Source organism: Aestuariivivens marinum (assembly GCF_022662175.1).
Taxonomy (GTDB): domain Bacteria; phylum Bacteroidota; class Bacteroidia; order Flavobacteriales; family Flavobacteriaceae; genus Aestuariivivens; species Aestuariivivens marinum.
Genome location: NZ_JAKMCR010000001.1, coordinates 78757 through 104256 on the forward strand (window position 1 = coordinate 78757; position 25500 = coordinate 104256).

General features: G+C 36.8%; 16 protein-coding genes. 4 read left to right on the forward strand and 12 right to left on the reverse strand.

The genetic code is table 11. The features are described from left to right. Positions 1-52: 52 nt before the first annotated feature. On the forward strand, positions 53-1552 hold the full coding sequence (gene hutH, locus MR053_RS00375) for a histidine ammonia-lyase (RefSeq protein WP_242130561.1): 1500 nt from the start codon (positions 53-55) through the stop codon (positions 1550-1552). Between the two features lie 3 nt (positions 1553-1555). Next, on the forward strand, positions 1556-3553 hold the full coding sequence (locus MR053_RS00380) for a urocanate hydratase (RefSeq protein WP_223548685.1): 1998 nt from the start codon (positions 1556-1558) through the stop codon (positions 3551-3553). A gap of 188 nt (positions 3554-3741) precedes the next feature. On the opposite strand, the gene nagB is transcribed toward MR053_RS00380, so the two are convergent. The 4 genes from nagB to MR053_RS00400 form a co-directional block, all read right to left on the reverse strand. Further along, positions 3742-5670, reverse strand: a complete 1929-nt coding sequence (gene nagB, locus MR053_RS00385) for a glucosamine-6-phosphate deaminase (protein ID WP_223548687.1) — start codon at positions 5668-5670, stop codon at positions 3742-3744. A 39-nt stretch (positions 5671-5709) separates the two neighbouring features. Then, positions 5710-7026, reverse strand: coding sequence for a sugar MFS transporter (locus MR053_RS00390; protein WP_242130562.1), 1317 nt, complete (start codon positions 7024-7026; stop codon positions 5710-5712). A gap of 106 nt (positions 7027-7132) precedes the next feature. Continuing rightward, complete coding sequence (locus tag MR053_RS00395) at positions 7133-8197, reverse strand: phosphotransferase enzyme family protein (RefSeq protein ID WP_242130563.1); 1065 nt, start codon at positions 8195-8197, stop codon at positions 7133-7135. A gap of 1 nt (position 8198) precedes the next feature. After that, positions 8199-9101, reverse strand: a complete 903-nt coding sequence (locus MR053_RS00400; RefSeq protein ID WP_242130564.1) for a nucleotidyltransferase family protein — start codon at positions 9099-9101, stop codon at positions 8199-8201. Positions 9102-9359: 258 nt separating this feature from the next. On the opposite strand from MR053_RS00400, the gene MR053_RS00405 reads away from it, so the two are divergent. After that, positions 9360-10406: a LacI family DNA-binding transcriptional regulator gene (locus tag MR053_RS00405; protein WP_242130565.1), complete on the forward strand. Its 1047-nt coding sequence runs from the start codon at positions 9360-9362 to the stop codon at positions 10404-10406. A 15-nt stretch (positions 10407-10421) separates the two neighbouring features. On the opposite strand, the gene MR053_RS00410 is transcribed toward MR053_RS00405, so the two are convergent. The 3 genes from MR053_RS00410 to MR053_RS00420 form a co-directional block, all read right to left on the reverse strand. Further along, entirely contained in the window at positions 10422-11057 is a 636-nt protein-coding gene (locus MR053_RS00410) for a sugar-binding protein (RefSeq protein ID WP_242130566.1), read from the reverse strand. 129 nt (positions 11058-11186) lie between these two features. After that, complete coding sequence (gene kbl, locus MR053_RS00415; RefSeq protein ID WP_242130567.1) at positions 11187-12380, reverse strand: glycine C-acetyltransferase; 1194 nt, start codon at positions 12378-12380, stop codon at positions 11187-11189. A gap of 11 nt (positions 12381-12391) precedes the next feature. Then, positions 12392-13345, reverse strand: coding sequence for an NAD-dependent epimerase/dehydratase family protein (locus tag MR053_RS00420; RefSeq protein WP_242130568.1), 954 nt, complete (start codon positions 13343-13345; stop codon positions 12392-12394). 171 nt (positions 13346-13516) lie between these two features. Between MR053_RS00420 and MR053_RS00425 the strand changes: the two genes are divergently transcribed. Beyond that, entirely contained in the window at positions 13517-13978 is a 462-nt protein-coding gene (locus tag MR053_RS00425; RefSeq protein WP_223548699.1) for an Lrp/AsnC family transcriptional regulator, read from the forward strand. A gap of 1 nt (position 13979) precedes the next feature. Here MR053_RS00425 and MR053_RS00430 read toward each other — a convergent pair whose 3' ends face one another. From MR053_RS00430 to MR053_RS00450, 5 genes are all read right to left on the reverse strand, one after another. Continuing rightward, positions 13980-16583 carry an alkaline phosphatase D family protein gene (locus tag MR053_RS00430; RefSeq protein WP_242130569.1) on the reverse strand — a complete coding sequence of 868 codons (2604 nt, stop codon included), beginning with the start codon at positions 16581-16583 and terminating at the stop codon, positions 13980-13982. A gap of 21 nt (positions 16584-16604) precedes the next feature. Continuing rightward, positions 16605-18023 (reverse strand): sulfatase, encoded by a 1419-nt coding sequence (locus tag MR053_RS00435; protein WP_242130570.1) that lies wholly within the window; start codon positions 18021-18023, stop codon positions 16605-16607. Between the two features lie 8 nt (positions 18024-18031). Further along, positions 18032-19657, reverse strand: coding sequence for a DUF3472 domain-containing protein (locus MR053_RS00440; protein WP_223548704.1), 1626 nt, complete (start codon positions 19655-19657; stop codon positions 18032-18034). Between the two features lie 75 nt (positions 19658-19732). After that, positions 19733-20434, reverse strand: a complete 702-nt coding sequence (locus MR053_RS00445) for a hypothetical protein (RefSeq protein ID WP_242130571.1) — start codon at positions 20432-20434, stop codon at positions 19733-19735. Continuing rightward, complete coding sequence (locus tag MR053_RS00450; protein ID WP_242130572.1) at positions 20431-25128, reverse strand: PKD domain-containing protein; 4698 nt, start codon at positions 25126-25128, stop codon at positions 20431-20433. Before MR053_RS00450 ends, MR053_RS00445 begins: the two co-directional genes overlap by 4 nt. Positions 25129-25500: the final 372 nt, after the last annotated feature.

Here is a 25500-nt window from a genome sequence, read left to right on the forward strand (position 1 = left end):
ATTTTGAATTAAAAATACTAATAACTTTGTAACAATCAAATTATTTTATCATATGGCCTTTAAATACGGAATAGACACACTTACAACAAACAAAGCTATTGCCATTTGTAGTGGTAATATGATGGCATCAATAACACCTCATGCCATTGAGAAAGTTAACGGTTGTAGAAAGATGGTTGAAACCATGGCAAGCTCTAACAAAGCGGTCTATGGAATCAATACTGGCTTTGGACCTCTATGTGACGTTCAAATAACCCCAGAGGAAACCAGTAAATTACAAGAAAATCTATTAATTACCCATGCAGTAGGTGTTGGTTCTCCTATAAAAAAGGAGCTTTCAAAACTTATGATGATATGTAAAGTACATGCTTTATGTCAAGGTTATTCTGGTATTCGTTTGGAGGTCATAGAACGCATTGTTTATTTTATAGAGCACGATTTAATTCCTGTAGTTCCTGAACAAGGTTCGGTAGGGGCGTCTGGTGACTTAGCTCCACTATCGCATCTATTTTTACCTCTTATTGGTGAAGGCGAATTTTGGATAGAGAACAGTATTGTATCTGCTAAACAAATACTTAAAGAACACCGTTTAAATCCTATACAACTTCAAGCCAAAGAAGGCTTAGCACTTATTAATGGTACCCAATTCATTTTAGCGCACGCCATTATGGGGCTTAATAAAATGAATTATCTATTGGATTTAGCCGATTTGGCCGGAGCCATGAGTATTGAAGGATATAAGGGTAGTGCATCACCCTTTAAGGAAGCTTTGCATAATATTCGTCCATTTAAAGGCAGTTTAAAAGTTGCCGAACGCATGCGCATGCTTTTCGAAAATTCAGAAAACATCATGTCGCACGAAAATTGCGAACGAGTACAAGATCCATATTCGATGCGGTGTATCCCCCAAGTACATGGAGCCTCTAGAAATGCGTATTACCACTTAAAGGAGCTGGCTGAAATAGAAATGAACTCGGTAACAGACAACCCGATTGTTTTAAGTGATACCGTTGCTATTTCTGGTGGAAATTTCCACGGACAACCCTTAGCCATGGCATTGGATTACACCTCAATCGCTGCATCTGAACTGGGAAATATTTCAGATAGGCGCAGCTACCTGCTTATAGAGGGCAAGTTTGGCTTACCTAGGTTATTAACAACTGGCGGTGGTTTAAATTCAGGCTTTATGATCCCCCAATACACTACAGCCGCATTGGTAACCGAGAACAAATCGTTATGCTTTCCACCTTCAGCCGATAGCATTCCAACCTCTTTAGGCCAAGAAGACCATGTATCTATGGGTAGTATTTCGGGGCGAAAATTTAATCAGATATTGGAAAACCTAGAAAAAATATTGGCCATAGAACTTATGTACGCTACACAAGCTATGGAATTTAGAAGGCCTCTGAAATTTTCAGACATACTAGAAGCAAACTTTGACATTATTCGTGAAAAAGTGGATAAACTAGAAGAAGATAGGCTATTAAAACATGATATCGATGCTATGATAGCACTTGTTAAGAACAAATCCCTTATCGTTTCAAAAATTTAAGCAATGACTTTTAAAGAAATTATTTTACAGGGTATCCCCAACACCTTGCCCGAGAAAAAGCCCTATCCAAAAAACTCTAACAGGGCTCCAAAAAGAAAAGACATCCTTAGTAAAGCCGAAAAACAATTGGCTATACGTAATGCTCTGCGCTATTTTCCAGAAGCATGGCATTCTATTTTAGCCGAAGAGTTTGCCCAAGAACTCAACGATTTTGGACGCATATACATGTACCGATTCAAACCTGATTACGACATGTATGCTCGAGATATTGAAGCTTACCCAGCTAAATCTAAACAAGCAGCGTCCATTATGCTTATGATCCAAAATAATTTGGATCCAGCCGTAGCCCAACATCCCGAAGAGTTAATCACCTATGGCGGTAATGGTGCTGTATTTCAAAATTGGGCGCAGTACTTGTTAGCCATGCAGTATTTGGCAACAATGACCAACGAACAGACTTTACACATGTATTCTGGTCATCCCATGGGATTGTTTCCCTCTTCTGAAAATGCGCCAAGAGTCGTGGTAACCAATGGCATGATGATTCCAAACTACTCCCAGCCTGATGATTGGGAAAAATTCAATGCCCTAGGAGTTACACAATATGGACAGATGACTGCTGGATCATTTATGTATATTGGCCCACAAGGAATTGTTCATGGCACCACCATTACGGTTATGAATGCCTTTAGAAAAATATTACAAAAGGATGAAAACCCTGCTGGAAAAATATTCTTAACCGCTGGATTGGGAGGTATGAGTGGCGCACAACCCAAAGCCGGTAACATAGCAGGGTGTATAACCATTTGTGCTGAAGTGAATGAAAAAGCAGCCACTAAACGATTTGAACAGGGATGGGTTGATGTTTTAGTAAACTCTATGGAGGATTTGATTAGCAGAACCAAAGAAGCACAATCGAACAATGAAGTGGTATCTATAGCATATATAGGGAATGTGGTTGATGTTTGGGAACGGTTTTATGAAGAAGGCATTTTTATTCATGTAGGGTCCGACCAGACTTCATTACATATTCCTTGGACAGGGGGTTACTACCCCGTTGATGTGTCTTTTGAAGAGGCTAATCGATTAATACGTGAAGCACCACAAGAATTTAAGGAAAATGTACAGGCGTCATTAAGAAGACATGCTGCCGCCATTAACAAACACGCTGCAAGAGGCACATATTTTTTCGATTATGGCAACGCATTTTTATTAGAGGCCTCACGTGCAGGCGCAGATGTCATGGCTGAAAACAATATTGATTTTAAATACCCTTCTTATGTTCAGGACATCTTGGGACCTATGTGCTTCGATTATGGCTTTGGACCATTCCGCTGGGTTTGTACTTCAGGAAAGTCGGAAGATTTAGATAAAACCGATGAAATTGCAATGAACGTACTTCAAGAGATTATGGAACAGGCTCCTGAAGAAATCCAACTGCAAATGCAGGACAACATCACTTGGATAAAGAATGCAAAGCAAAACAAGATGGTTGTGGGTTCCCAAGCCAGAATTCTATATGCTGATGCTGAAGGGCGTTCAAAAATTGCTGAAGCCTTTAACAATGCTATTGCAAATGGTGAAATAGGACCTGTAGTATTGGGCAGGGACCATCATGATGTGAGTGGCACAGACTCCCCGTACAGAGAAACTTCAAACATTTATGACGGTAGTCAATTTACAGCCGATATGGCCATACAAAATGTGATAGGCGACAGCTTTAGGGGTGCAACATGGGTATCCATTCACAATGGCGGTGGTGTTGGTTGGGGTGAAGTTATCAATGGTGGTTTTGGAATGCTTTTAGATGGCACAAAGGCAGCTGAAAATCGTTTAAAAAGCATGCTCTTTTATGATGTAAACAATGGCATAGCAAGACGCAGCTGGGCGAGAAATAAAGAAGCGCTTTTTGCTATTAAACGGGAGATGCAACGCACTCCCGATTTAAAGGTAACATTACCCAACATAGTAGATGACGACCTTTTAGAAAAATTGTTCTAAAATAGAATTAAAAAAACAAAGCCTACAAAATTTTGTAGGCTTTGTTGCTTAATTAATCAGTCATAAAAGCTATACCATACCGTCAAGCCCAAGTTTAGTTAAATGTTCTGTCTTAAGGAATTAATAACTTAAAATGAACCCCAATATTGTTTATTGAAAAGGTATGGCATAGCAAAACTTTAACCACACTAGTAATGCCACCTAACAAAAGCCTCTATGGCTGCATAATGTGCCAATCCTAATTGATTATATAATTCTGCTGTTTCACGGTTTCTATCTTCGGCACGTTGCCAAAACTCCCTGCTATCGGTTCCTTGGAACACAACACCATCTTTTTGGGATTGGTGTTTAAAAATTCCGTGACGTTTTTGCAATACTTGGTCTGGGCTCATTGGCACTGCCATTTCTATTTCATCAATACCCCATTCTTGCCACGCACCTCTGTAAAGCCACAACCAGCAATCATCCATAAACTTTTTAGGCTTTAATCGTTTAACAGCTTCAAAAACAGAATCCAAACAAACCTTATGTGTTCCATGAGGGTCTGCTAAATCTCCAGCGGCATAAATTTGATGTGGTTTTACTTTTTCAATTAAGTTCATGGTAATTTTAATATCCTCCTCACCTATTGGATTTTTCTCAATGGTACCGGTCTCATAGAACGGCAATTCCATAAAGTGGATACGTTCGTCAGGTAAACCCACAAAATGTGCTGTAGCTCTAGCTTCGCCTTTTCTTATAAGTCCTTTAATATAACGCACTTCAGGAATATCTATATCGCTACTTTTCTTATTCTTAAGAAACTCTAAAGCTTTTTCATAAATGTTCTCTGCTTCCTCACTTTTTATACCAAACTTCTCGTTATAATCTATAACAAAATTGGCAAACCTCAAAGCTTCATCATCTGCAACTGCTATATTCCCAGAGGTTTGATAAGCCACATGCACCTCATGCCCTTGCTCATGTAACCTAATAAAGGTTCCTCCCATACTTATAATATCATCGTCTGGATGTGGACTAAAAAGCAATACACGTTTTTTAGCAGGCTCTGACCGTTCTGGTCGCTTGCTATCATCTGAGTTTGGCTTCCCTCCTGGCCAACCTGTTATGGTATGCTGAACTTGATTGAAAATCTTAATATTGATATCGTAAGCTGGGCCTGAATCTGCCAAAAGATCACTCATTCCATTTTCAATATAATCGGCATCGGTAAGCATTAAAATAGGTTTTTTCAATTTAAGCGCTAAACCCAATACCGCTTTTCTCACCATTTTATCGGTCCATTCAATTTTCTCAACTAACCACGGTGTATTAATACGTGTTAATTTTGACGAGGCTGCCTTGTCTATTACAAATACTGCATTACTATGTTCTTGCAAGTATGAGGCCGGTACTTGGCTGGATACTGGACCTTCCGCAGAAGCTTTAATAATATCCGATTTAGGTTCACCCCAAGCCATCAAAATAACTCTTTTTGCTTCCATTATTTTTTTAACACCAAGTGTAATTGCCGTTCTTGGTGTTTGGGTCAAGCCACCAAAATCTTTACTCGCAGCTACTCTAGTTATATGGTCTAGGGCTACCAGTCGTGTTTTGGAATTTTGCAAAGATCCAGATTCGTTAAAACCGATATGACCATTACCCCCTATTCCAAGAATTTGCAGATCGATACCTCCTAACGCTTCAATTTTAGCCTCGTACTCAGCACAATAGTTTGCAATATCTTCCTTAGAAAGCTGACCATCTGGGATATGATAATTTTCAGGTAAAATATCCACATGGTTAAACAACAACTCCTCCATAAAGCGAACATAACTATTTACGGAATCTGGCTCCATCGGATAATACTCATCCAAATTGAATGAAATTACATTTTTAAAACTCAAGCCTTCTTCTTTATGTAAACGCACCAATTCTGAATACAATCCTTTTGGTGTCGATCCTGTTGCCAAGCCCAAAACACATGATTGATTGCTTTTTTGCTTTGCCTTTATTAACGTAGCAATTTCATTTGCAACCTCTACAGCTGCGGCTTTTGAATCTTCGAAAATTACCGTATTGATATTTTCAAATCGCTTTTCAAAACCTGTAGCTTTGTCTGTACTACTCTTAATCATTTTAAATGTAATTTGTGGTTCTAATTGTATTTGTTGTATTTATTTTTTTGACCAACTTTTCATGTTATGCCCCCATAAAGCAAAAAACAAAATGATTGCATAACACGGAATTAATATCCAATAACTACTCGTTGAGGCAGATGCCAAAGCCTCTGTTTCTCCAATGCCTTCTGAGATTAATGTATGCTTCCCTGCATCAACCAATTTTCCATATAATGGTGGAATAATGGCTCCACCTGCAATTGCCATAATCAATAACGCAGAAGCTGTTTTGGTAAATTTACCCAAGCCTTCTAATGTTAACGGCCATACTGCTGGCCACACCAAAGCATTGGCTATACCCAAAGCAGCTACAAAAAGTACAGATGTAAATCCTGTTGTTGTTAATATACATATACTAAAAACAATACCTAAAGCGGCACTTATTTTTAATGCGGTTTCCTGTTTCAAATACTTTGGAATTAAGAAGACTCCCAAGGCGTACATGGTAATCATTGCCGCTAAAGTAAATGGCGTAAAGAACTTAGCTTCTTCTGCTGGGAAACCAAGAGAAAGTCCATAAGCAATAATAGAGTCGCCTGCTATCACTTCTGCTCCAACGTATACAAACAAAGTCAATACTCCTAACCACAAGTGTGGAAACTGAAAGATGCTGGTTTTAGACCCACCTCCTTCTTTAGGTTCCTCAATAGGATCTGCTTCAACATGCGGAAGAGGTGCTTTTCTTATCAACAATCCAAATACAAATAATACAACAGCCATGACAATATAAGGTATCACTACACTATCTGCCATTGTATTCAACAAACTCTCCTTTTCTTCAACTGAAACAACTGCTAATTTTTCCTTAACATCACCTATTCCTGTCAATAATAGGGAACCGAAAATAATATTTGCTATAATCCCCGCTCCTTTATTTGAAATACCCATAATGGCAATACGTTTGGCACCACTCTCAATAGGCCCTAAAATCGTGATATAGGGATTTGCAGCGGTTTGCAAAATAGTCATTCCCATACCTTGAATAAAAATAGCCAAGAGGAAAACCCAATATGTACGTGCCTCTGCCGCAGGGATAAAGACCAAAGCTCCAATAGCCATAATAATTAAACCAACTGACATGCCCTTGCGATAACCAATCTTATTTAAAAGATATGATGCTGGCAACGCCATGACTACAAACGAGATATAGGACGCCGATGCCACAAAATAAGCTTGGGTTTCGGTGAGTTCATTCATGGTTTTCATAAATGGAATTAGCGTTCCATTAATCCAGGTTACGAAACCAAATATTCCAAATAATCCTGCTATTATCGTAATGGCTACGGTATTACTACTTTTAGGTGCTTGTGTCATAATCTAAAGAGTTTAATTATTAGTTAGTTAATTGTTTATCAATAATATGAAAACTTAGTGGTTTTTAGGTTTAAAAAATCAATTTTGGCATGGCTTTTAATTTTATTTACACATCCATTTGCGACACCATACTATCAATTAACTTAAATTGATTTTTGGCACGATCTAAATTATGTTCAGGATATTTGGTTTTATAATATACATCATTATTTAAAAAATCGGTTAAAAAACGTAAGGCCATAATAAAAATCATGGTCTTAGCCGCTAATGGTAGCGTCTTAATTTCTAAAGAAGTTAAGGCCGATTCTACTTTTTCTAAAAACCCTTTTTTGTAAGCTTCATAAAATTCCACATTAAATGTAACCAAATCCAAATTGGTTTCATCTTCGGCAGCGGTATTACAAATGGTTCTTATGGCGTCTCCAAAATCATAATGCACAATCCCAGGCATTACCGTATCGGTATCAATAATACAAAGCCCTTTATTATCCTTATCGAACAAAGCGTTGGAAATTTTAGTATCGTTATGTGTGACCCTTATTTTAATTTCACCAAATTCCTTTAGGTTTTGTAGGATATGCATTTCTTCCTTAAGCTCAATAACCTTATCTAAATACAGTTTGGCTTTTTCTTTTCTTTCTTCAGAAGCATTTTTTAGAGCTTCATCAAATTGCCAAAAACGAAAAGACATATCATGAAATTTTGGAATGACCTCTGTCAAAACAGAAGCATCAAAATCACTTGTAAGGTTAAGGAAATCTCCTGATAACTTACCGCCTTCATACGCCACTTCTTTGTTGGTTACAATTTCATGAGTAACACTCTCCTTAATGTACAGCATAACATTCCAAAAATTACCATCCTCATCCCTATAGTAGTATTCTCCATGCTTTGCTGGAATAAAGGTTAGCACACGTCTTTTAAGCGCTTCTTCAGGTAAATGTGACAGTTTATTTTTAATGTGTTTGCTTACAAGTACCTTATTTAAAATTAACCCCGGAACATCTTTAAAAACATTATGATTAATACGTTGAAGAATATAAAAAGGCTCCTCCTTTGTTTCTATTAAAAATGTATCGTTTATATGTCCAGAGGCCAACTCTTTGTGGGATGAATATTTTGAAGCATGGTCAAAATGATTGAATATATATATAAGCTTTTCCTGTGTCATCTTACCACAAATTTTTAGGATAAACATTAGCTGCTTTAAGGTCTTCTATTGCTTTTTGAACAATAGCCTTATCTTCCTTATAGGTTACTCCAAACCATTTGGCATTAGATTTTAAAACCTCAACATTAGCGCCTCCCGACTTGAGGATTTCGTTAACTATAGTTGGCAGATAAAACTCTGCTTTTAAATTTGACTGGTTTTTTTCCAAGAAATCTATCAGCAATTGTTCACCAAACCCAAAACATTTGGGCGTAAAACCCCAAAAATTCATAGACACTACGGTATTCTCGTCAATTGGAACCAAGTCTCCATTATCATCCTTTCGCATTAATTGACCATTAATTTTTTCAATATGGGTTCTTTCGGTCACATCTATTAAATAGCCATTTTTATCAACTTTGCATTCCCCCCTTGAAACATAACCATAGTCTGACACTGTGTTCTTCAACAAATAAGCCATGGTCTTAAAGTTATAAGAAGTTTTATCTGTAGCTATCAATGCTTGGGCCATGGAAACAAAAGCTTCCCTGCTATAAAAATCGTCTGCATTAATGATGGCAAAATTTTCCTGAACAGCGTCTTTTGCCATTAAAAGCGCATGACCAGTTCCCCAGGGCTTAACACGGTTTGGGTTAATATACTTTTCCGGAATATTGTCAAGCTCTTGAAATACATATGCCACCTCTGCCTTACCTTTGAGTTTTTTATTAAAGATTGACTTAAACTCTTCCTCAAAACTCTTCCTGATGACAAACACAAACTTTCCAAATCCAGCTTGCAGGGCATCATAAAGAGAAAAATCTATAATTGTATCTCCTTCGGGAGTAAACGAATCCATTTGTTTTAACCCTCCATAACGACTTCCCATTCCAGCCGCCAAAATCACTAGTGTTGGCTTATCCATTGTTATATATCTAAAAATCTATTATAAAAATCTTACATCCCTCATCCAACAATATTCTTTTTACGTTTTCAAAATATTGAAAAACAATATTTTACCCAAAACAACAACATCAACCCCTCTTAATGCAGGATACGAATCTACATAATAAACTCGAATAAAAAAAGAAAAATCCTAAAATATGTGCTCGAGCACATATTTTAGAGTTAATTTATAAATACAACCTAATCATTACATTAAAAATTTTTACATTTGCAAGACATGAAAAAATATACCATAAAGGATATTGCAAAATTGGCAGGTGTTTCCAAAGGTACCGTAGACCGGGTTATACACAACAGGGGAAAGGTATCTGAAACGGCTTTGAAAAAAGTAAATAATATACTTAAGGAAATTGATTATCAACCCAATTTAATTGCTCAAAGTTTAAAAAACAATAAAAATTGCCATTTGTGCATCCTTATGCCAGATCCCGAAATTGATCCTTATTGGGCTCCCTGTATTGATGGTATTGAAGAGGCTCTCAATGAATTTTCACCTTTTGGAACAACCTTAGAATATGTTTATTTTAACCCATTCAATAAAGACAGCTTTGAAAAACAAAGTCTTCTAGCCTTAAAATCAGAATTTGACGGTATTTTATTAGCACCTCTTTTTCAAAAAGAATCTATAGCCTTTATCAATGAATGTGATAAGATTAAAAAAACCTATTTTTTATTCAATAACGATTTAAAAAGTGTTGATTCCCAAAAATTTGTTGGGCAGGATCTTTTTCAAAGCGGAAGAATTGGTGCCAAATTGATTCATTCTACATTAAAGGGTAATGCCGAGGTTGCCATTATTCACATTGATGAAGTATTTAAAAACGCAACTCACATGCAGGAAAAGGAAAAAGGGTTTCGTAGCTATTTTAATGAACTTAAAGACAATAGCTTTTCTTTAAACACCTATAAGCTAAAACACAGAAATGCCAACAATCTTAAGAAAACTATAAAGTACTTTATAGACACCCATCCTGAAATCAATGGTTTTTTTGTGACAAATTCTAAAATCAATTTACTAGCCGCTTTATTAAACAACAGTAAAAAAAGCACCTGTGTTGTTGGCTACGATTTATTACAGGAAAACATAAAGTATTTAAAGTCCGGAATCATTGATTATTTAATACATCAGAACCCTAAACGACAAGCTTATTTAGGCACTGTTTTTTTAGCTGATTATATTTTATTTAATAAGGTCATTCCTAATAAAAATCTTATCCCTATTGACATTGTAAATTCTGAAAATTACATGGGCTATTTAAAATAGGCCTGTTTTTTTAGATCATTCTTCCAACTTTAGCAGGCCAAAAGACGATGCTATATGGAAATTTGGAGTTTCAGTTTTTGGATCAATCCATGTTATCCAAGTAGGCTCATAACTGCCATCCTTTTGAAGGTAGTATTTAGCCCTATAAATTCCAGTTTCGATAACATTGTCTTTTATAAGGTTAAATGCCTTTAAAGACTTTATACTTATAACACCTTCAACCGTGAAACCATAATCATCGAAAGAGGATTTTACATCAATTTCTGCTTTGGGCCAATTCCAATTGAAGTTGAAGTTTTTGTTGGGGTGTGCTATAAAATCCATAACCCTTGGCAAAGGATCTATTTCAAAACAATAGTATGGATTAAGATTTTTGTCCTGCCTAAAAAACAACTCTACCCTATCCGAATTATTAATACTTGCTTTTGTATTATCTGTTTTATCAATGTAAACATTAGTATCTTCAACCCTAAAACAAAAAAAGAAACAATCATTATCCCATAGCGCTTTAAACTGTATTCTATCTATTGCTTTTGAATCCCATGGCGATTTAAAATCGGTTAATACATTGGCTTTATCCCATAATGACGAATCACCTTTTCCCGTAATGTTTAAGTTTTTTGTAATTTGGTTAACCTTATATGTTTTCATATTTATTCTGAAATAAATGTATTTAGTGACAACTAAAATACAATAATTAGTAAACCTTTCATTTTAAGCAAAAAAAATGAGCTTGAAATACAAGCCCATCTTAAAAACGTGATTATACTATTAATCAATTCATATCACATTTAACTCTTTACCTACTTTAATAAAAGCGTCCACAGCTTTATCAATATGTGCTTTGGTATGTGCAGCAGATAACTGTACCCTAATTCTTGCCTTATCTTTAGGCACCACCGGATAAAAGAACCCTATAACATAAATACCTTCTTCCAACAACCTATTTGCCATAATTTGCGACAACTTGGCATCGTACAACATCACAGGAACTATAGCGGCATCAGCCCCAACTAGATCAAATCCGGCTGCCTCCATTTTTGTCCTAAAATAGTTGGTGTTCTCTTCCAATTTATCTCTAAGAGAAGTGTCTTTTTCTAATATTTCAAATACTTTAAGCGAAGCCCCTACTATGGCAGGTGCCAAGGAATTTGAAAACAGATATGGTCTGGAACGCTGCCTCAGCATTTCGATAATTTCTTTTTTACCTGTTGTAAAACCGCCCATAGCACCTCCTAGGGCCTTGCCCAATGTTCCCGTAACAATATCGACACGCCCCAAAACGTTTTTTAATTCGATGGTACCTCGACCTGTTTTGCCTATAAAACCTGAGGCGTGACATTCGTCAACCATCACTAGGGCATCATATTTATCGGCCAAGTCACAAATTTTATCCAAAGACGCTACAACGCCGTCCATGGAGAACACACCATCGGTCACAATAATCTTGAATCTATGGTTTTGGGTATTGGCTTCTATTAATTTTGCTTCCAAATCTGCCATATCATTATTGGCATATCTATATCTGGCGGCTTTACACAAACGCACACCATCGATTATAGAGGCATGATTTAGAGCATCTGAAATAATTGCATCTTCACTAGTTAATAATGGTTCGAAAACACCTCCATTGGCATCAAAAGCTGCTGCATAAAGAATGGTATCCTCTCCATGGAAAAATTCAGCTATTTTAGCTTCCAATTGTTTATGGATATCTTGTGTACCACAAATAAACCGCACAGACGACATACCAAAACCATGGGTATCCATAGTGTCCTTTGCTGCCTTAATGACCTCTTTGTTATTGGATAGCCCTAAATAATTATTCGCACAAAAATTAATAACTTCTTCGCCGGTTGACACTCTTATAACGGCATCTTGAGACGTTGTTATAATGCGCTCTTCCTTAAATAAACCATCATTTTTAATGGTTTGTAACTCCTCTAATAAATGGTCTTTAATCTTTCCGTACATTATATATTATTTTATGCTATTACTGAATTATAATAGGCTTTTAAATTATCTATCATCACCTTAGACATGGCATCCAAATCGTATTTTGGTTTCCAACCCCAGTCTTCTTTTGCCTTAGTATCGTCTATACTCATAGGCCAAGAATCTGCAATATTCTGTCTGAAGTCAGGATTATAACTCACTTCAAAGTTAGGATATGTTTTTTTAATGGAGTCTGCTACTTCTTTGGGACTAAAGCTCATGCCCGCAAGATTATAGGATGTTCTAATCGAAATATTTTCAGCAGGCGCATCCATAAGTTCTATAGTAGCTCTAACAGCATCTTCAATATATATCATTGGCAAGGTTGTTGTTTCCTTTAAAAAACACTCAAAATGCTCTTGCTTCACAGCTTTATGATAAATATCGACCGCATAATCTGTAGTTCCCCCGCCTGGAAGGGATTGGTATCCAATAACACCTGGATAACGGATGGATCGCACATCTAAATCATACTTTTCAAAATAATAATTTGCCCAATTCTCTCCCGCTACTTTACTAATACCATAAACCGTTGAGGGCATTAAATTGGAGTCTTGTGGTGTGTTGACACGAGATATATTGCTACCAAAAACAGCTATTGAGCTAGGATAAAACACCTTCTTTACGCTTAACTGTCGAGATACTTCCAAAACATTAAAAAAAGTACTCATATTAATATCCCAAGTTTTTAGCGGAAACAGCTCTCCTTTAGCCGATAAAATGGCTGCCAAATGATATATTTGGGTAATCTTATATTTAGCAACAATGGATTTCAAAGCCTCATTATCTGTCACATCCAATATTTCAAAAAGACCTTCAAAAGATTCATTTGGGCGTAAATCGGAAGCTATTACATGATTAACCCCAAACTTTTCTTGAAGAGCTTTGGTCATTACTGCTCCAAGTTGTCCACTAGCTCCTGTTATTAAAATATTTTCAGTCATTATTTATTATGATAATTATTAGTACAAAATTAAGAATAAAAGCATTATTATAACTTTTTTACCTTTTATTTTGCTTAAAATAAGTATTTTTACCTTTAAATAAACATATTTTAAGTTTTTTAATCTTTACCATGTTTCAAAAATAATCGTTTTAAGAAAAAATATCTTTATATGGACAAACTTGATACTACCGACTTAGACATTTTAAGAATCCTTCAAAAGGACTCCAAAAAAACGACCAAAGAAATTGCCGAAACACTAAACCTCACCTCATCACCGGTTTACGAGCGCATTAGGAGATTAGAAAAAAAAGGATATATTAAAAAGTATGTGGCCCTTCTAAATAAAAAGCTTATTAAAAAACCCATAACCGCTGTATGTATGGTATCACTGCGTTACCATGATGAAGGTTTTATAGATAAGTTCGACAAACAAATACGAGCTCTAAGTGAAGTACAGGAATGCTACCATATGGCAGGAAAAGTTGATTTCTTCCTTAAAATTAATATTGAAAGCCTTGATGCTTACCATGAGTTTGTACGTGCAAAACTTTCAAAAATTGAAAATATTGGTGTTTTGGAAAGCTACTTCGTTCTGAAAGAGATTTTGCATACTACGGAATATTATATATAATTTAAAACACAAAGCTTAAACTATCGCTTTTAATGGTTATTCCCTTTTGCTCTTGCCATAAGTTTTCGTCTGGGTCACCAACTTTTATAATATAACTAGCTTTATCATCAAAAATTTTTGCCGCAAATACTTGGCCTTTAATCCTAATGGCATATTCCAAGTCTTTGGTTTGTTCATTAATGATTTGAATAACTGGATTTTCAACACCTTCAACCATAATCTCAGGTAAATAGCCTTCGGCCTTTTTGCCAAAGTTTTCCTCTTGAGCAACAGTTTGCGGCCAGCCTGGGTACTGGGAACCTTCTTCTAACGGATTATCAAAACGCCTAAAACATTCCGTTTTTATAGTTCTATCCTTTTTGTTAAATGTTACAATACCATAACCTACAGCCCTATTATGTAATATAGCAGGTTCCTTATGCATATTATGGGGGTTAGCAATTGCTTTAACTGTCATTTTATTTCCAAACCCATCAATATAATTACCTGTATAAGCAGGATTTTCGTAAGTATGTTCAGAACTATCAACTGACGGCCAAAATCTACGGGGCCAAATATTGTTTAATGCTGGCCCAGCAAAAGCATAACCACTATCTCCAAAATCATCCAAGCCGTATTGAATAAACGACCCTAAATGTTGATCGCCAGCAATATGGAAGGCAAATCCCTTACGAATAATTTCTACCGCCCTATCCCTCTTTTTAGCTGGCCAACCATTAGAATCCATGTCAACAGTTGGTTTATCTCCTTGTATATATTCGCCCATTTCTGGAATATATAGTTTAGGTATAACTGCTCCTGTTTTGGCTTCAGCGGGTAATGTCGCCACAGTTGCAAAATTGGTTTGAGACAACACGGCTTTCATTTGGGCGCCATGGGACCAATCTTCTACCCAATATTCCAAAAAGGCCTCCTGTCTTGCACCCAATAACTCAGCTTCCAAATGCCTGTATTCTTTTATATCAAAATCGTCTGCCATTATCCAACCATTGTTAACTTTTGCCTCTTTGGGCAACACATGTGCTGGCGCCGATTTAAACTTTCTATCTTCTAAAATAGCAAAACTTATGCCGCCATAATTCCAATGTGTATAGTATACACTTATATTATTTTTAACTGGCGTAGCATCATAAGGATCTGGCAAATGGCTAGTTTGCGTAAACTGGACCATATTAACCCAATCCGGAGTCATTTTATACCCTCCACTATCTTGTGAGGGTGCTCCATACCCATTACTGTTATCGGCTAACTTACCGCCTTCTCCCCAAATATTTCCATGATACACATCATGGTCATCTGGTATTATAGCACATGGCCTATTTCTAAACAATTCACGATACGACCATCCAAACATCATCCATTTTCTTAAATAATCGAGGCACGTTTTATCATAATCACCAGTAAATTGTACACCGTAACCACCAGTACCTTCATAGAACTGGTCTCCTAAAAACAAACAAATATCCGGATTTAATTTAGAGACACTTTCATAAATATCGGTATCTGGAAATCCATAATCGAAGTTACAGCTAAATATAGCTGCCTTTAATTGGTCCTTATCAAACGGCTCCGCTTTAATGGTCCCCAAATAATCGTATTGGTGCTTGCCTTTCCTTAATGGTATCAGCAAACGAATTCTATAAGGAACATCTTCTGTACCCTGCCAATTAGCTACTGAAAAATTAACAGCACGCCCTTGATGCTTTACAACTTGTTCCTCTTGGGTACTCCACTTATCGCCTTTTTTAAATTGCAATACCACTTTATGGCCTTCAATATCTTCTATCGGCGATAATTGCGCTGTTAATTTTAATTTCCCTCGGTGTGATGTATATTGCGCAAAACAAATCGGTCCAAAAATATTTTCTTCGTTAGAGTAAAGGGTTTTCGAATCTATAGACCAATCTTTAAAGCCAACTAGTGGTTGGTGGCTATTACCTCCCTTAACATCAACACTGGACAATAATGCAAAATTTCCGGCGAGGGTTTCATTTGAAATATCAATATCACGTGTTGTATGGATAACCGTTTTAGATTCAGTGTCTATAATATGGGCAGTGAGCAATTGGCTTTCTTCAGTCTTATTAGAAACATTAACATGTACGGTAAACTGTTGGGGCAAGGTTACCAATCTAGTTTCGAACACCTGTTCTCCAATAACCAAATCTCCTTTCAGATTTAACCCAACATCCAAACCTTTACCAAAGACTGCTGCAGAACGGTAATCGTCAACACGCCCTTCAGCGCCTAACCTTAACCCGAAACATCCCTGTTTTGCTCCCTCAAAATGTTTGTTCAAAATAGTTATTGTGACCTTTATCACATACTCTGCATTTCCATTTGGGTTTTGAACCGTCAGCAAATGTAGGTTTCTATTATTTCCTTTATAAGTGCATATTGCTTGACCTTTTTTTAATATCCAATCCTGCAATCTATTGCCCCAATATTGAGGGCCCACCCATTTCATATCTTGCCATAAGTGCCACTCACTTTTAAAAGTCACTGGGTTTTCATTCGAAAAGCGATCATTTTCAAAACCATAACAGGACGTCATTGGTAAAATAGAACCTAATAAAACTGTTTTTATATAATCTCTACGATGCATAGAATATAATAAAAAATAAAACTAATTTAAGTTATAATTTGGATTTAATGTTGTAGGCACAGGCGCATTGGTCTTGGCTCTCCACGCCTGAAGTTCATCATATAGTTCCTTCACTTTTTCTGGGTATTCATCAAACAAATTGTTATGCTCCCTAATATCTGTTTCAAGATTATACAATTCAATTTCACCATCTTCAAAATACTCATGAAGTTTCCATTTTCCCTTTCTCATAGCGCTACCCGGCCTAGTTCTAAATAAAGAATCTCGAGCCTGTTCCTTTTCTGGATTTACGCTTTGCAAATAAATTGGGAAATGCCAAAACAAAGATCGTTCCTTCAAAGGTTTATTTTCAGTTAGTAAAGATAATATTGAAGCACCGTCCAAGTTATAATTATTATCTTCATTAATAATATCTAAAACTGTTGGAAAAATATCCAATCCGCTTACAGCAGTACTATCAATTCTTGCATTTTGAATTTCGTTAGGCCATCTCACCACAAATGGCACCCGAATGCCTCCTTCGTAATAAGAGCCTTTCCCAGCTCTTATGGGAAATTGAGAAGAAACGCTTGCCAAACCACCATTATCAGACGAGAATATCACCAGCGTATTATCAGAAATACCCAATTCATCGAGTTTATTTAAAAGCTTCCCAACGTTCTCATCCATAGATTCAACCATGGCTCCATATTTTGCATTGAACCTGTCATCCCCTTTTAACTTCGCTCTATATTTTTTAACCAAAGCTTCCTTTCCTTGCAATGGTGTGTGAACCGTAAAATAAGGCAAATAAAGGAAAAATGGAGTTTCCTTATTATGACTAATAAATCGTACGGCTTCTTCAGTAAGTCTATCTGTAAGATATTCGCCATCTTCTCCATCTTCCAAAACTGAGTTTTTATAGGGACTGAAATAGGACTTGGGATGCCCGGCATGGGATCCAGCAATATTAACATCAAAACCTTGCGTTAACGGATTATCACTTAAATGCCATTTTCCAATTGTCCCTGTTGTGTAGCCATTATTTTTAAGTACTTCGGCTAGCGTTACAAAACTTTCATTAAGTGTTTCTGTATTTATTGTAGGAACGAGTTTCCTATCTTTAGTTTTACCTCTTTCTGAAGATCCCACCGTATAAATACCGTGCCTCGGCGTATTCTTTCCCGTTAGAATACAAGCCCTACTTGGCGCACAGTTTGCAGCGGGCGCATAACCATTTGAAAACACAACACTCTGTATCGCTAATTTATCCAGATTAGGTGTTTCGTATACGGGACTTCCCATAAAGCCCGTATCACTCCACCCCAAATCGTCTACCAAAATAAATAATATATTAGGTTTTCTTTCATGTTTTATCTGCTTTGAAAAACATGAAAACAAAGTAGAGGCAACAACCAATAGTACCATGTACTTTATTTTATAATTAGGTGTTTGATACATCTTAAAATTTAATTTGTTGTAAACTCATTGGTATTAAATGACCATGTGATTCCTTCATCGTTTATGATTTTAATTCTATAAAAATACTTGGTTTCAGGTGTTAAATTTTCTAACATAACAGTAGTCTCCCCTAAATCGATGGGGAAGGCTTTATTTTTTTCCCAAAAGGCTTCTTTTGTAAGTCCTTCGGTAACACCATAAAACAAATAGGCCCGAGCATTGGTTCCTAAATTAGAAACACTTATTTTTATTTTTGCCGTATTTTTCGAAATTTCACAAACCCCTTGATTCTCAAAGCTAGCCGGCATTTTATATAATTCTTGCACATAATCCCCTTGAAGATAATAGGGCAATTCTCCTATATCATTTAAAACTAGTGTTTCTTTTGGTTTACCTACTTCGCCCCAGCCGCCCATTTCCATAGCAAACCTACTATCTACTATTTTCCAATCCCTAGCACTTAAATTGTTTTCAGCTGTTGTTCCTATCATTTTAGTAATGGTATGCCAATTACCAACTGTGTCCATTTGCCAGCCTCGATAATGTGATTCACAAATTTCATGGCCGCTTCTAACTTTATGGGCTCCGCCAGGCACCTCAACAAAAGCGCCTGTAGTCAAGTATTTTATTTCACCTGTTTTATTGTATTTTTTACCACAACCATACAACTTCCAATGCTCACTTATAGGGTCTAAATAATAACTCCAATAGGTGTCATAAATCTCACCTGGTAACATACGTACAGCTATTATTTGTATGTTTCGATTAACATCTATATACGGATGTGGCCCTCTAGGCTTAACACCAGTACCCTCATGCCCATAAGACCCAAATTCCAAATCTGGCCCCACTGCAATTAAATGGCTTTCTTGATAGAAAGGTGGCGCTGGATCATTAGCCCCATAGGACCAAAGTGAAAAATTATAACCGCCAAAGGTCTGTGAATCCTTATTCCAAGTAGATCCTGTATAGCCGAATGGCGTGGTAATGGGTTGATAGAAACTCACATTTTTGGTAGCAATTGTAAGTTCGTGGACGCTAATTTCAATTGGGGCATCAGATGCTTCTATACCCCATTTACAATGTACAGCTTTAGCTCGATACCGACGCATTACGTTTGTTGAGTTTTTTACCGCAGTGCCACTTAAATGCAAATTACTAAAGTGACCTACTCCCTCATTTGGTGTTAATAATGTCTTTAATTTCAATTTAATTAAATGAAATCCTACCGAAACATTTTCGAACGTAACACCTTTTTGAATAACATAAGTACTTTCCGAACCTGTAGCCGTAAGGGTTATTTCTTTACTAACATCATCTAAATATATGAGCATCTTAGACCCTACTTGATTTGAAGCTATACCCATTTCAGGCTGAATGGTTAAATCCCCTTGGGTTTTTATATCCACTCCAAAAACAATAGTGTCAGTTAAAACGTGCCAATTATAGATGTAGTCATAATTCTCATACTTATTATATTCGTTTCCGGATGTTTTATCTTTAAGGTTGGCAGTTAATGTCCCCACGGGTGAAAAAAAACTCTCATTAGGTGTAAAAACAAGTGATTTAGACTCCGTTTCATGTTGTTCATTTAACGTATAGAATGTTTCTTTACTATTAGAACATGAGAGCAAAAAATTTAATAATAAGATGCCACAAAAGAACAATATATATTTTTTAGTTATCAATATTTTAAAATAAAACACCTCTTACTCGACATTAAAGGTAAATTGTTCTGAATTTGAGGTATTGCCTAAATCATCCGTCGTCACCACATACCATTTATATTTTTTACCAGATTCTACAGACACATTTGAAACATTTGTACCCGTTTCATCGTCTGCTAATAAACTTAATGTTTCCCCTTCACCAAAATACACATCGTAATGTGCAATATCATTATCTACATCACTTCCAGACCATTCCAAAGTCACCGTTGTTGTAGCTGCTATGCTTTCTCCATTAGTTGGACTAACTGCAACTGCTGGAAATGGAGCATAGGACACCAATCCCTCACCTGCATTATAAAACTTCCATGTGGCACTGGCGGCCGTATCGGAAACCGAATTGGATTTGGAGGTAACGAACCATGAATATGGGGTTGCTCGCAATAAGGTTAAACTAATCTCCGTGTTATTGGTATTATGTGTTGTAGTTACCCCGGACAGCAAATTCTTTAAAGTCAAGACATACGAATCCGTATCATTCCCGGCATTCCATTCAAAGGTTATCGTACTTTCGGATGAGGTGACATTTGTACCTTCGGTGCATTCTGAATTCTGTTCAGGAAAGACCAAACTTGCTGCCGTAGGCTTCTTAGGCCTTACTACTTCCCTTACTTCTTCATTACTTCCCCCACTACAATTAAACAAAATCAAGCCTAAAAACATGTATATTAAATTTTTTCTCATAGTTTAATCATTTTATGAATTTTAGATTCATCTTCACTTACAACATGAACGAGATAGGCCCCTTTTGGGAATCCTTGCAACACTATTTTTAACAATCTATCTTGTTTTGCTTCAACTTCTTTGTTGTAAACCACCCCCCCTGTTATGTTAAAAATGGATATTGTTACATTCTTACTTTTTTGAAAGGTTTCACTTAAAGCAACATTTAATATATTTTTGGCAGGGTTGGGATAAAAATAAGTTTCTCCTCTAAAGTCAAATACCTCTTCATAAATACCCTGACATGTTTTATCGGTAAACACCTTTAAAACATTGAATTTCCCAGCTTCCAAATTCAAGGTCACACGACTACTTGTGGTAGACGTAATTTCACCATTTAAATAAATATTATACGTTTGTGATCCAGAAAGGTCTAATGTTACGGCATCCTTATTATCTGATACTTTTGAAAAGACATTCAAATTTTCCGGCTCATCGACCTGTACCGTAAAACACTGTTCATAATCCGGTGCATCTGCTATGGTTATACATATGGTATAGGTTCCCGCAGACAAGTTTTCTAGAACTAAGGGATTGCTCACATCAAATGTAACCGTATTATCAAAACCCGTACTCGTTATTACAGCTGTGTAAGGGTAATCTACCAAGGCCGTAATATTGACTTTGCCATTATTACTATTTCTACAGGTCTCGCTGGTAACAGAGACCGAATAATTGTTTTGGTCTAAAATGACGTCAACAGCTTTTTTAACTAAGATATAATCTGCAACTTCTTTTGTATCGGATCCCTTTGGATTCGTTACTGTTAAAATCACCTTGTACAATCCCTCGGTATTATAAGTGACCAATGGATCTTCCTCTGTACTGGTTGATGGTGTACCACCTTCAAAAGTCCATTCCCATTGTGTTGGTCCTTCTGTTGACACATCAGAAAAGCTAACCTGACCCCCTTCGTAAACTTCAGTAAGGTTAGCTGTAAAATCTGCCACAGGAGGTGGTTGTACAGTTACAGCAATATAATCGGTAATTGTTTTTGTATCAGTTCCAAATTCATTGGTAACGGCCAAAGACACTTCATAAGTTCCTTCTACATTATAAGTAACTTGTGGTGACTGTTCATTACTTGATGAGGGAGATCCTCCTGTAAAAGTCCATGACCATGCTGTTGGAGAACCCAATGAGGTGTCGGTAAAAGAAACAGATTCACCAACATATATACTGGTATTATCTGCAACAAAATTTGCAATAGGTGACATATTGGGAGCTTCATTCATAACTTCTACAATCTCCTCTAAGGTCAACGCTTTTGAATACACCCTTATATCGTCCAATTCCCCTATCCAATCGTAACTACCATTGTAAGCTGCACTTCCAATCCTTAGATTAGTTGCCGTACTGGTGTTTATAATGGTTGCTTCAGAATTAAATGAATCGCCACTATCAGGTTGATTAGCATAATATTGCCCATCTATATACAATTTTATAGAATTCATTGTTACACCATCCGTTGCGTCATAAGTAACCGCAATATGCCTCCATATATCATTATCCAACCTTGTTACTGAACTATCGTCATTCTGCACATTACAAGAACCTCCTTCCACCCGTATATTACCATTCTCTACCATAACATTCCACATGTTTCCAGATATGTTTTCTCCCCAGGACACAACTGTTTTTCTGGATCCCGCCGTAGTTGTTTTTATCCATGCTGTAACCGTTCGTTCTCCCGTTCCACCAACACCCGTATAGGTATTCTCTAAATAATGCCCTGATTGTTTCTGATAGGCACTATTAGGGTTACCAAAATGGTCGTCAACGTAAATTGCATCACCTGTACCTTGTACAACGAGGTCTCTTTTATATGTTGAATCATCAATTAAGTTATTTTGAAAATTAAATTGTGCTTGCAAAGGTCCAGTTCCTTGATTTTCTGTGACTGTGATATAATTGGTTACTTCTTTAGTATTGGATCCAAACTGATTTGTTGCTGTTAATGTTACTTTGTATGTTCCAATGGCATTATAAGTAACCATTGGGTTTTGTTCGGTACTTGTAGTTGGAGTACCACCTTCAAAAATCCAACTCCAAGAGGAAGGCAAATTGGTTGATGTATCTTCAAAATTTACAAAATTACCTTGAAAAACAGTTTGGGTGTCTGCTATGAAATTCGCTACAGGTGCTATGGCTTGATTGACCGTAATATAACCTTCAACTGTTTTGGTATCCGTTCCAAAATCGTTTGTCACCATAAGTATAACCTTATAAACCCCTGGATTCATATAAGTTACACTTGGGTTTTCGTCGGTGCTTGTTGCTGGTGTCCCGCCTTCAAAAGTCCAACTCCATGAATTTGGAAATCCTATGGATTGATTTTGAAAGTTAATGGTTTCGCCTTCAAAAATAGTTTGTGCATCTGATCCAAAATTACTCGTGGGCGGTTCCTCTATACCTACCAACTCAGCACTCCACACCCCACGTCCCCAAGTAGCGGCATATAATCTTTGGGTATTATGTTGTATTTCAAGATCATTAACTACTACATTGGGTAATCCCAATCCAAATGATTGCCATTGGGTCAAGGTGTCATCAATATAATATACTCCAATGTCTGTGGCAATATAAAGTGCATTATGACTTGTATTGTCGTAAACAATGTCTGAAGTGGTTAAATTAGGCAATCCATTAGATATGTTTGACCAAGTTGTTCCTCCATTATCTGTTTTGTAGGCCTTCTCAAATGCACCATAACCCGTAAAACAAAGTGCCACTTGGTTAGGGTCATCGTAATCGACAGCAATGCCCTTGATTACTCGGTTTGGCAAACCCGAACTAATTTCAACCCAATTGGCACCACCATCAGTGGTTTTCCAAATCCTTGCCTTAATTGAAGCGTAAATATAATCCGGATTAGAAGGTGAAATAGCCATTTCATCAATCACATCGTTTACACCTAAATTGGCAAGTGTCTCCCAACTGTTACCACGATTGTTGGACTTCCATATTTGTCCGCTACCTTCGCCTAAAAAAAGAATAGCTGAATCAGTTGGATGTTGAATTAATGGTGGTAAACTTCCTGGTTTGGTATCGCCTAAATCGACACGACCAGAGGTAAAACCTCCATTATCGGTACGTTTAAAATCGCCATTATAGAGTGATCCATAAATAATGTTATGGTCTTGGGCATCAATCATACTCGTTCCACCATCACCGCCTTTCCAATGGTGCCAAACACCATCATACCATATACTCGTTCCATTATCCTGGACGCCTACCACGAGGGTATTATCATCAGATTGCGATACCCCCATACCATGTTGGTAGATTTCATGGTTTCCTACGGTATAGGTCAAAACATCATAGTTCAGCCCACCATCGGTACTTTTAACCAGCCAGCCATCGGTACCCATATAAATAGTACCGTTAACCACTTCTATTTCCCTATTATCGGCATGTACAAAATTACCACCAACCCCAGTAGACTGAGTATAGATCCAATTAGTAACTTTGGAAAAACTTATTCCTCCATTAATAGATCTGTAGGTATCCAAACTTCCATTTATAATTAAATTCGGATCGGTATCAGAAACCGCAAAACCTCCATACTGTCCCATTGCTCCATCTGGTGAGCCTCCTGAAACAAACGTGATACCGTTATCGACCGACTTAAGACTAACATTGTCACCTGCAAAGTATACATTATTTGGAGCAGCAGGAGAAACTGCTACTTGAGGGTCTGACCCCGAAGCTGTAGTTGCGGAAAAGGCCTGCCCAGAATTTGTCGACCTATATAGGAATTTACTTGAACTATCAGTTGCATAAACTATGCTAGCATCTCCTGGTTTAAATTCTAAGTCTGTAATATTACCAGACAATACTGTCGTATAAGTTTGAAAACCATCTGAAGACCTTAAAAGCCCCGAAGATGTTCCTGCAAAAATAATATTGGTGTTTTCAGGGCTCATCAACAACTTATGAACCCTAGTAAAAGTAGATACCACATCTAAAGCGTAACCTGTAGGGCTCCATGTATTTCCTCCATCGGTAGATTTAAAAATACCAATACTATAATTTCCACTGCCGCCTACATTGGTTGATATATAAATTTCGTTATGGTCGTTCGGATTTACCGCGATACTCCAAATACCGGTTATTCCTAAGTCGTCTGTTTTAGGCGTCCAATTATTTCCTCCATCGGTCGTTATCCAAAGCCCTCCACCACGGCAACCAATGTAAATTCTATCTTCATTATCCGGATCGACCCAAATCGCATCTACCCTGCCGTTACCATTTCGCTTATCACTAAAGGGCTCTTTTAGTTCTACAAAAGGCCCTATTTCATTCCATTGGCTTTCGGTTATAGGGTCTATAACTATTTTTCCTGCCGAACTTTTCAAACTCGCCTCTAAATCATGCTTTGACTTTCCCAAGTAATAGGTTAACCTAGGGTCGACCTGGGTCCTGTCTCCCGATGGATAAAAAACATCCTCATTAGCAATAATCCATCGTTGGAATTGTTTATAACCAGATCCTTTTCCTTTGTCTTTACTTTCAAAATATTTGTTCCCTTCTTTAATAACATCATAAACATTATAATTGGGATCATTCATCATTTCCTTGTATTTCTGTGCTTGTAATTGAAATGAACCTAAAAGCAAAAGCATTGTTACAATTGCCTGAATTGACTTTCTCATGTGTTTATTTTTATTGTTTTGCATGTCATTTGAACGCCTAATTACTTGGCAATTTACCAAATGACCTTGTATGTTTTGGGAGACTAAATCGGCTTTTAGGGTAGATAAAATTATTTATCCGATTTTAATCATCTTCAACTAAAGTCTATTTTTTTATCTTTTACGAGCATTTCCTTTTAAACATAACCTTAAACAACGCAGATATTATAGACTGACCTGATATGTTTTCTTTAACTTTAGAAGAAACGGTAAACAGAATTTATCATTTATTAAAGTGCTTTCAAAATATTCAAAAAAACCCAGTATTAATGGACAAACCATGATACTGGATTTTTAGGAACATTGCTATTAACCATAAAACACTTTACAATA

Excerpts from the sequence above, each read along its gene's own strand:
- MR053_RS00395 (WP_242130563.1), bottom strand. The coding sequence starts at position 8,197 with ATGACACAGGAAAAGCTTATATATATATTCAATCATTTTGACCATGCT.
- MR053_RS00380 (WP_223548685.1), top strand. The coding sequence starts at position 1,556 with ATGACTTTTAAAGAAATTATTTTACAGGGTATCCCCAACACCTTGCCC.
- nagB (WP_223548687.1), bottom strand. The coding sequence starts at position 5,670 with ATGATTAAGAGTAGTACAGACAAAGCTACAGGTTTTGAAAAGCGATTT.
- MR053_RS00450 (WP_242130572.1), bottom strand. The coding sequence starts at position 25,128 with ATGAGAAAGTCAATTCAGGCAATTGTAACAATGCTTTTGCTTTTAGGT.
- MR053_RS00435 (WP_242130570.1), bottom strand. The coding sequence starts at position 18,023 with ATGTATCAAACACCTAATTATAAAATAAAGTACATGGTACTATTGGTT.
- hutH (WP_242130561.1), top strand. The coding sequence starts at position 53 with ATGGCCTTTAAATACGGAATAGACACACTTACAACAAACAAAGCTATT.
- MR053_RS00420 (WP_242130568.1), bottom strand. The coding sequence starts at position 13,345 with ATGACTGAAAATATTTTAATAACAGGAGCTAGTGGACAACTTGGAGCA.
- MR053_RS00390 (WP_242130562.1), bottom strand. The coding sequence starts at position 7,026 with ATGACACAAGCACCTAAAAGTAGTAATACCGTAGCCATTACGATAATA.
- MR053_RS00405 (WP_242130565.1), top strand. The coding sequence starts at position 9,360 with ATGAAAAAATATACCATAAAGGATATTGCAAAATTGGCAGGTGTTTCC.
- MR053_RS00430 (WP_242130569.1), bottom strand. The coding sequence starts at position 16,583 with ATGCATCGTAGAGATTATATAAAAACAGTTTTATTAGGTTCTATTTTA.
- MR053_RS00425 (WP_223548699.1), top strand. The coding sequence starts at position 13,517 with ATGGACAAACTTGATACTACCGACTTAGACATTTTAAGAATCCTTCAA.
- MR053_RS00410 (WP_242130566.1), bottom strand. The coding sequence starts at position 11,057 with ATGAAAACATATAAGGTTAACCAAATTACAAAAAACTTAAACATTACG.
- MR053_RS00400 (WP_242130564.1), bottom strand. The coding sequence starts at position 9,101 with ATGGATAAGCCAACACTAGTGATTTTGGCGGCTGGAATGGGAAGTCGT.
- kbl (WP_242130567.1), bottom strand. The coding sequence starts at position 12,380 with ATGTACGGAAAGATTAAAGACCATTTATTAGAGGAGTTACAAACCATT.
- MR053_RS00445 (WP_242130571.1), bottom strand. The coding sequence starts at position 20,434 with ATGAGAAAAAATTTAATATACATGTTTTTAGGCTTGATTTTGTTTAAT.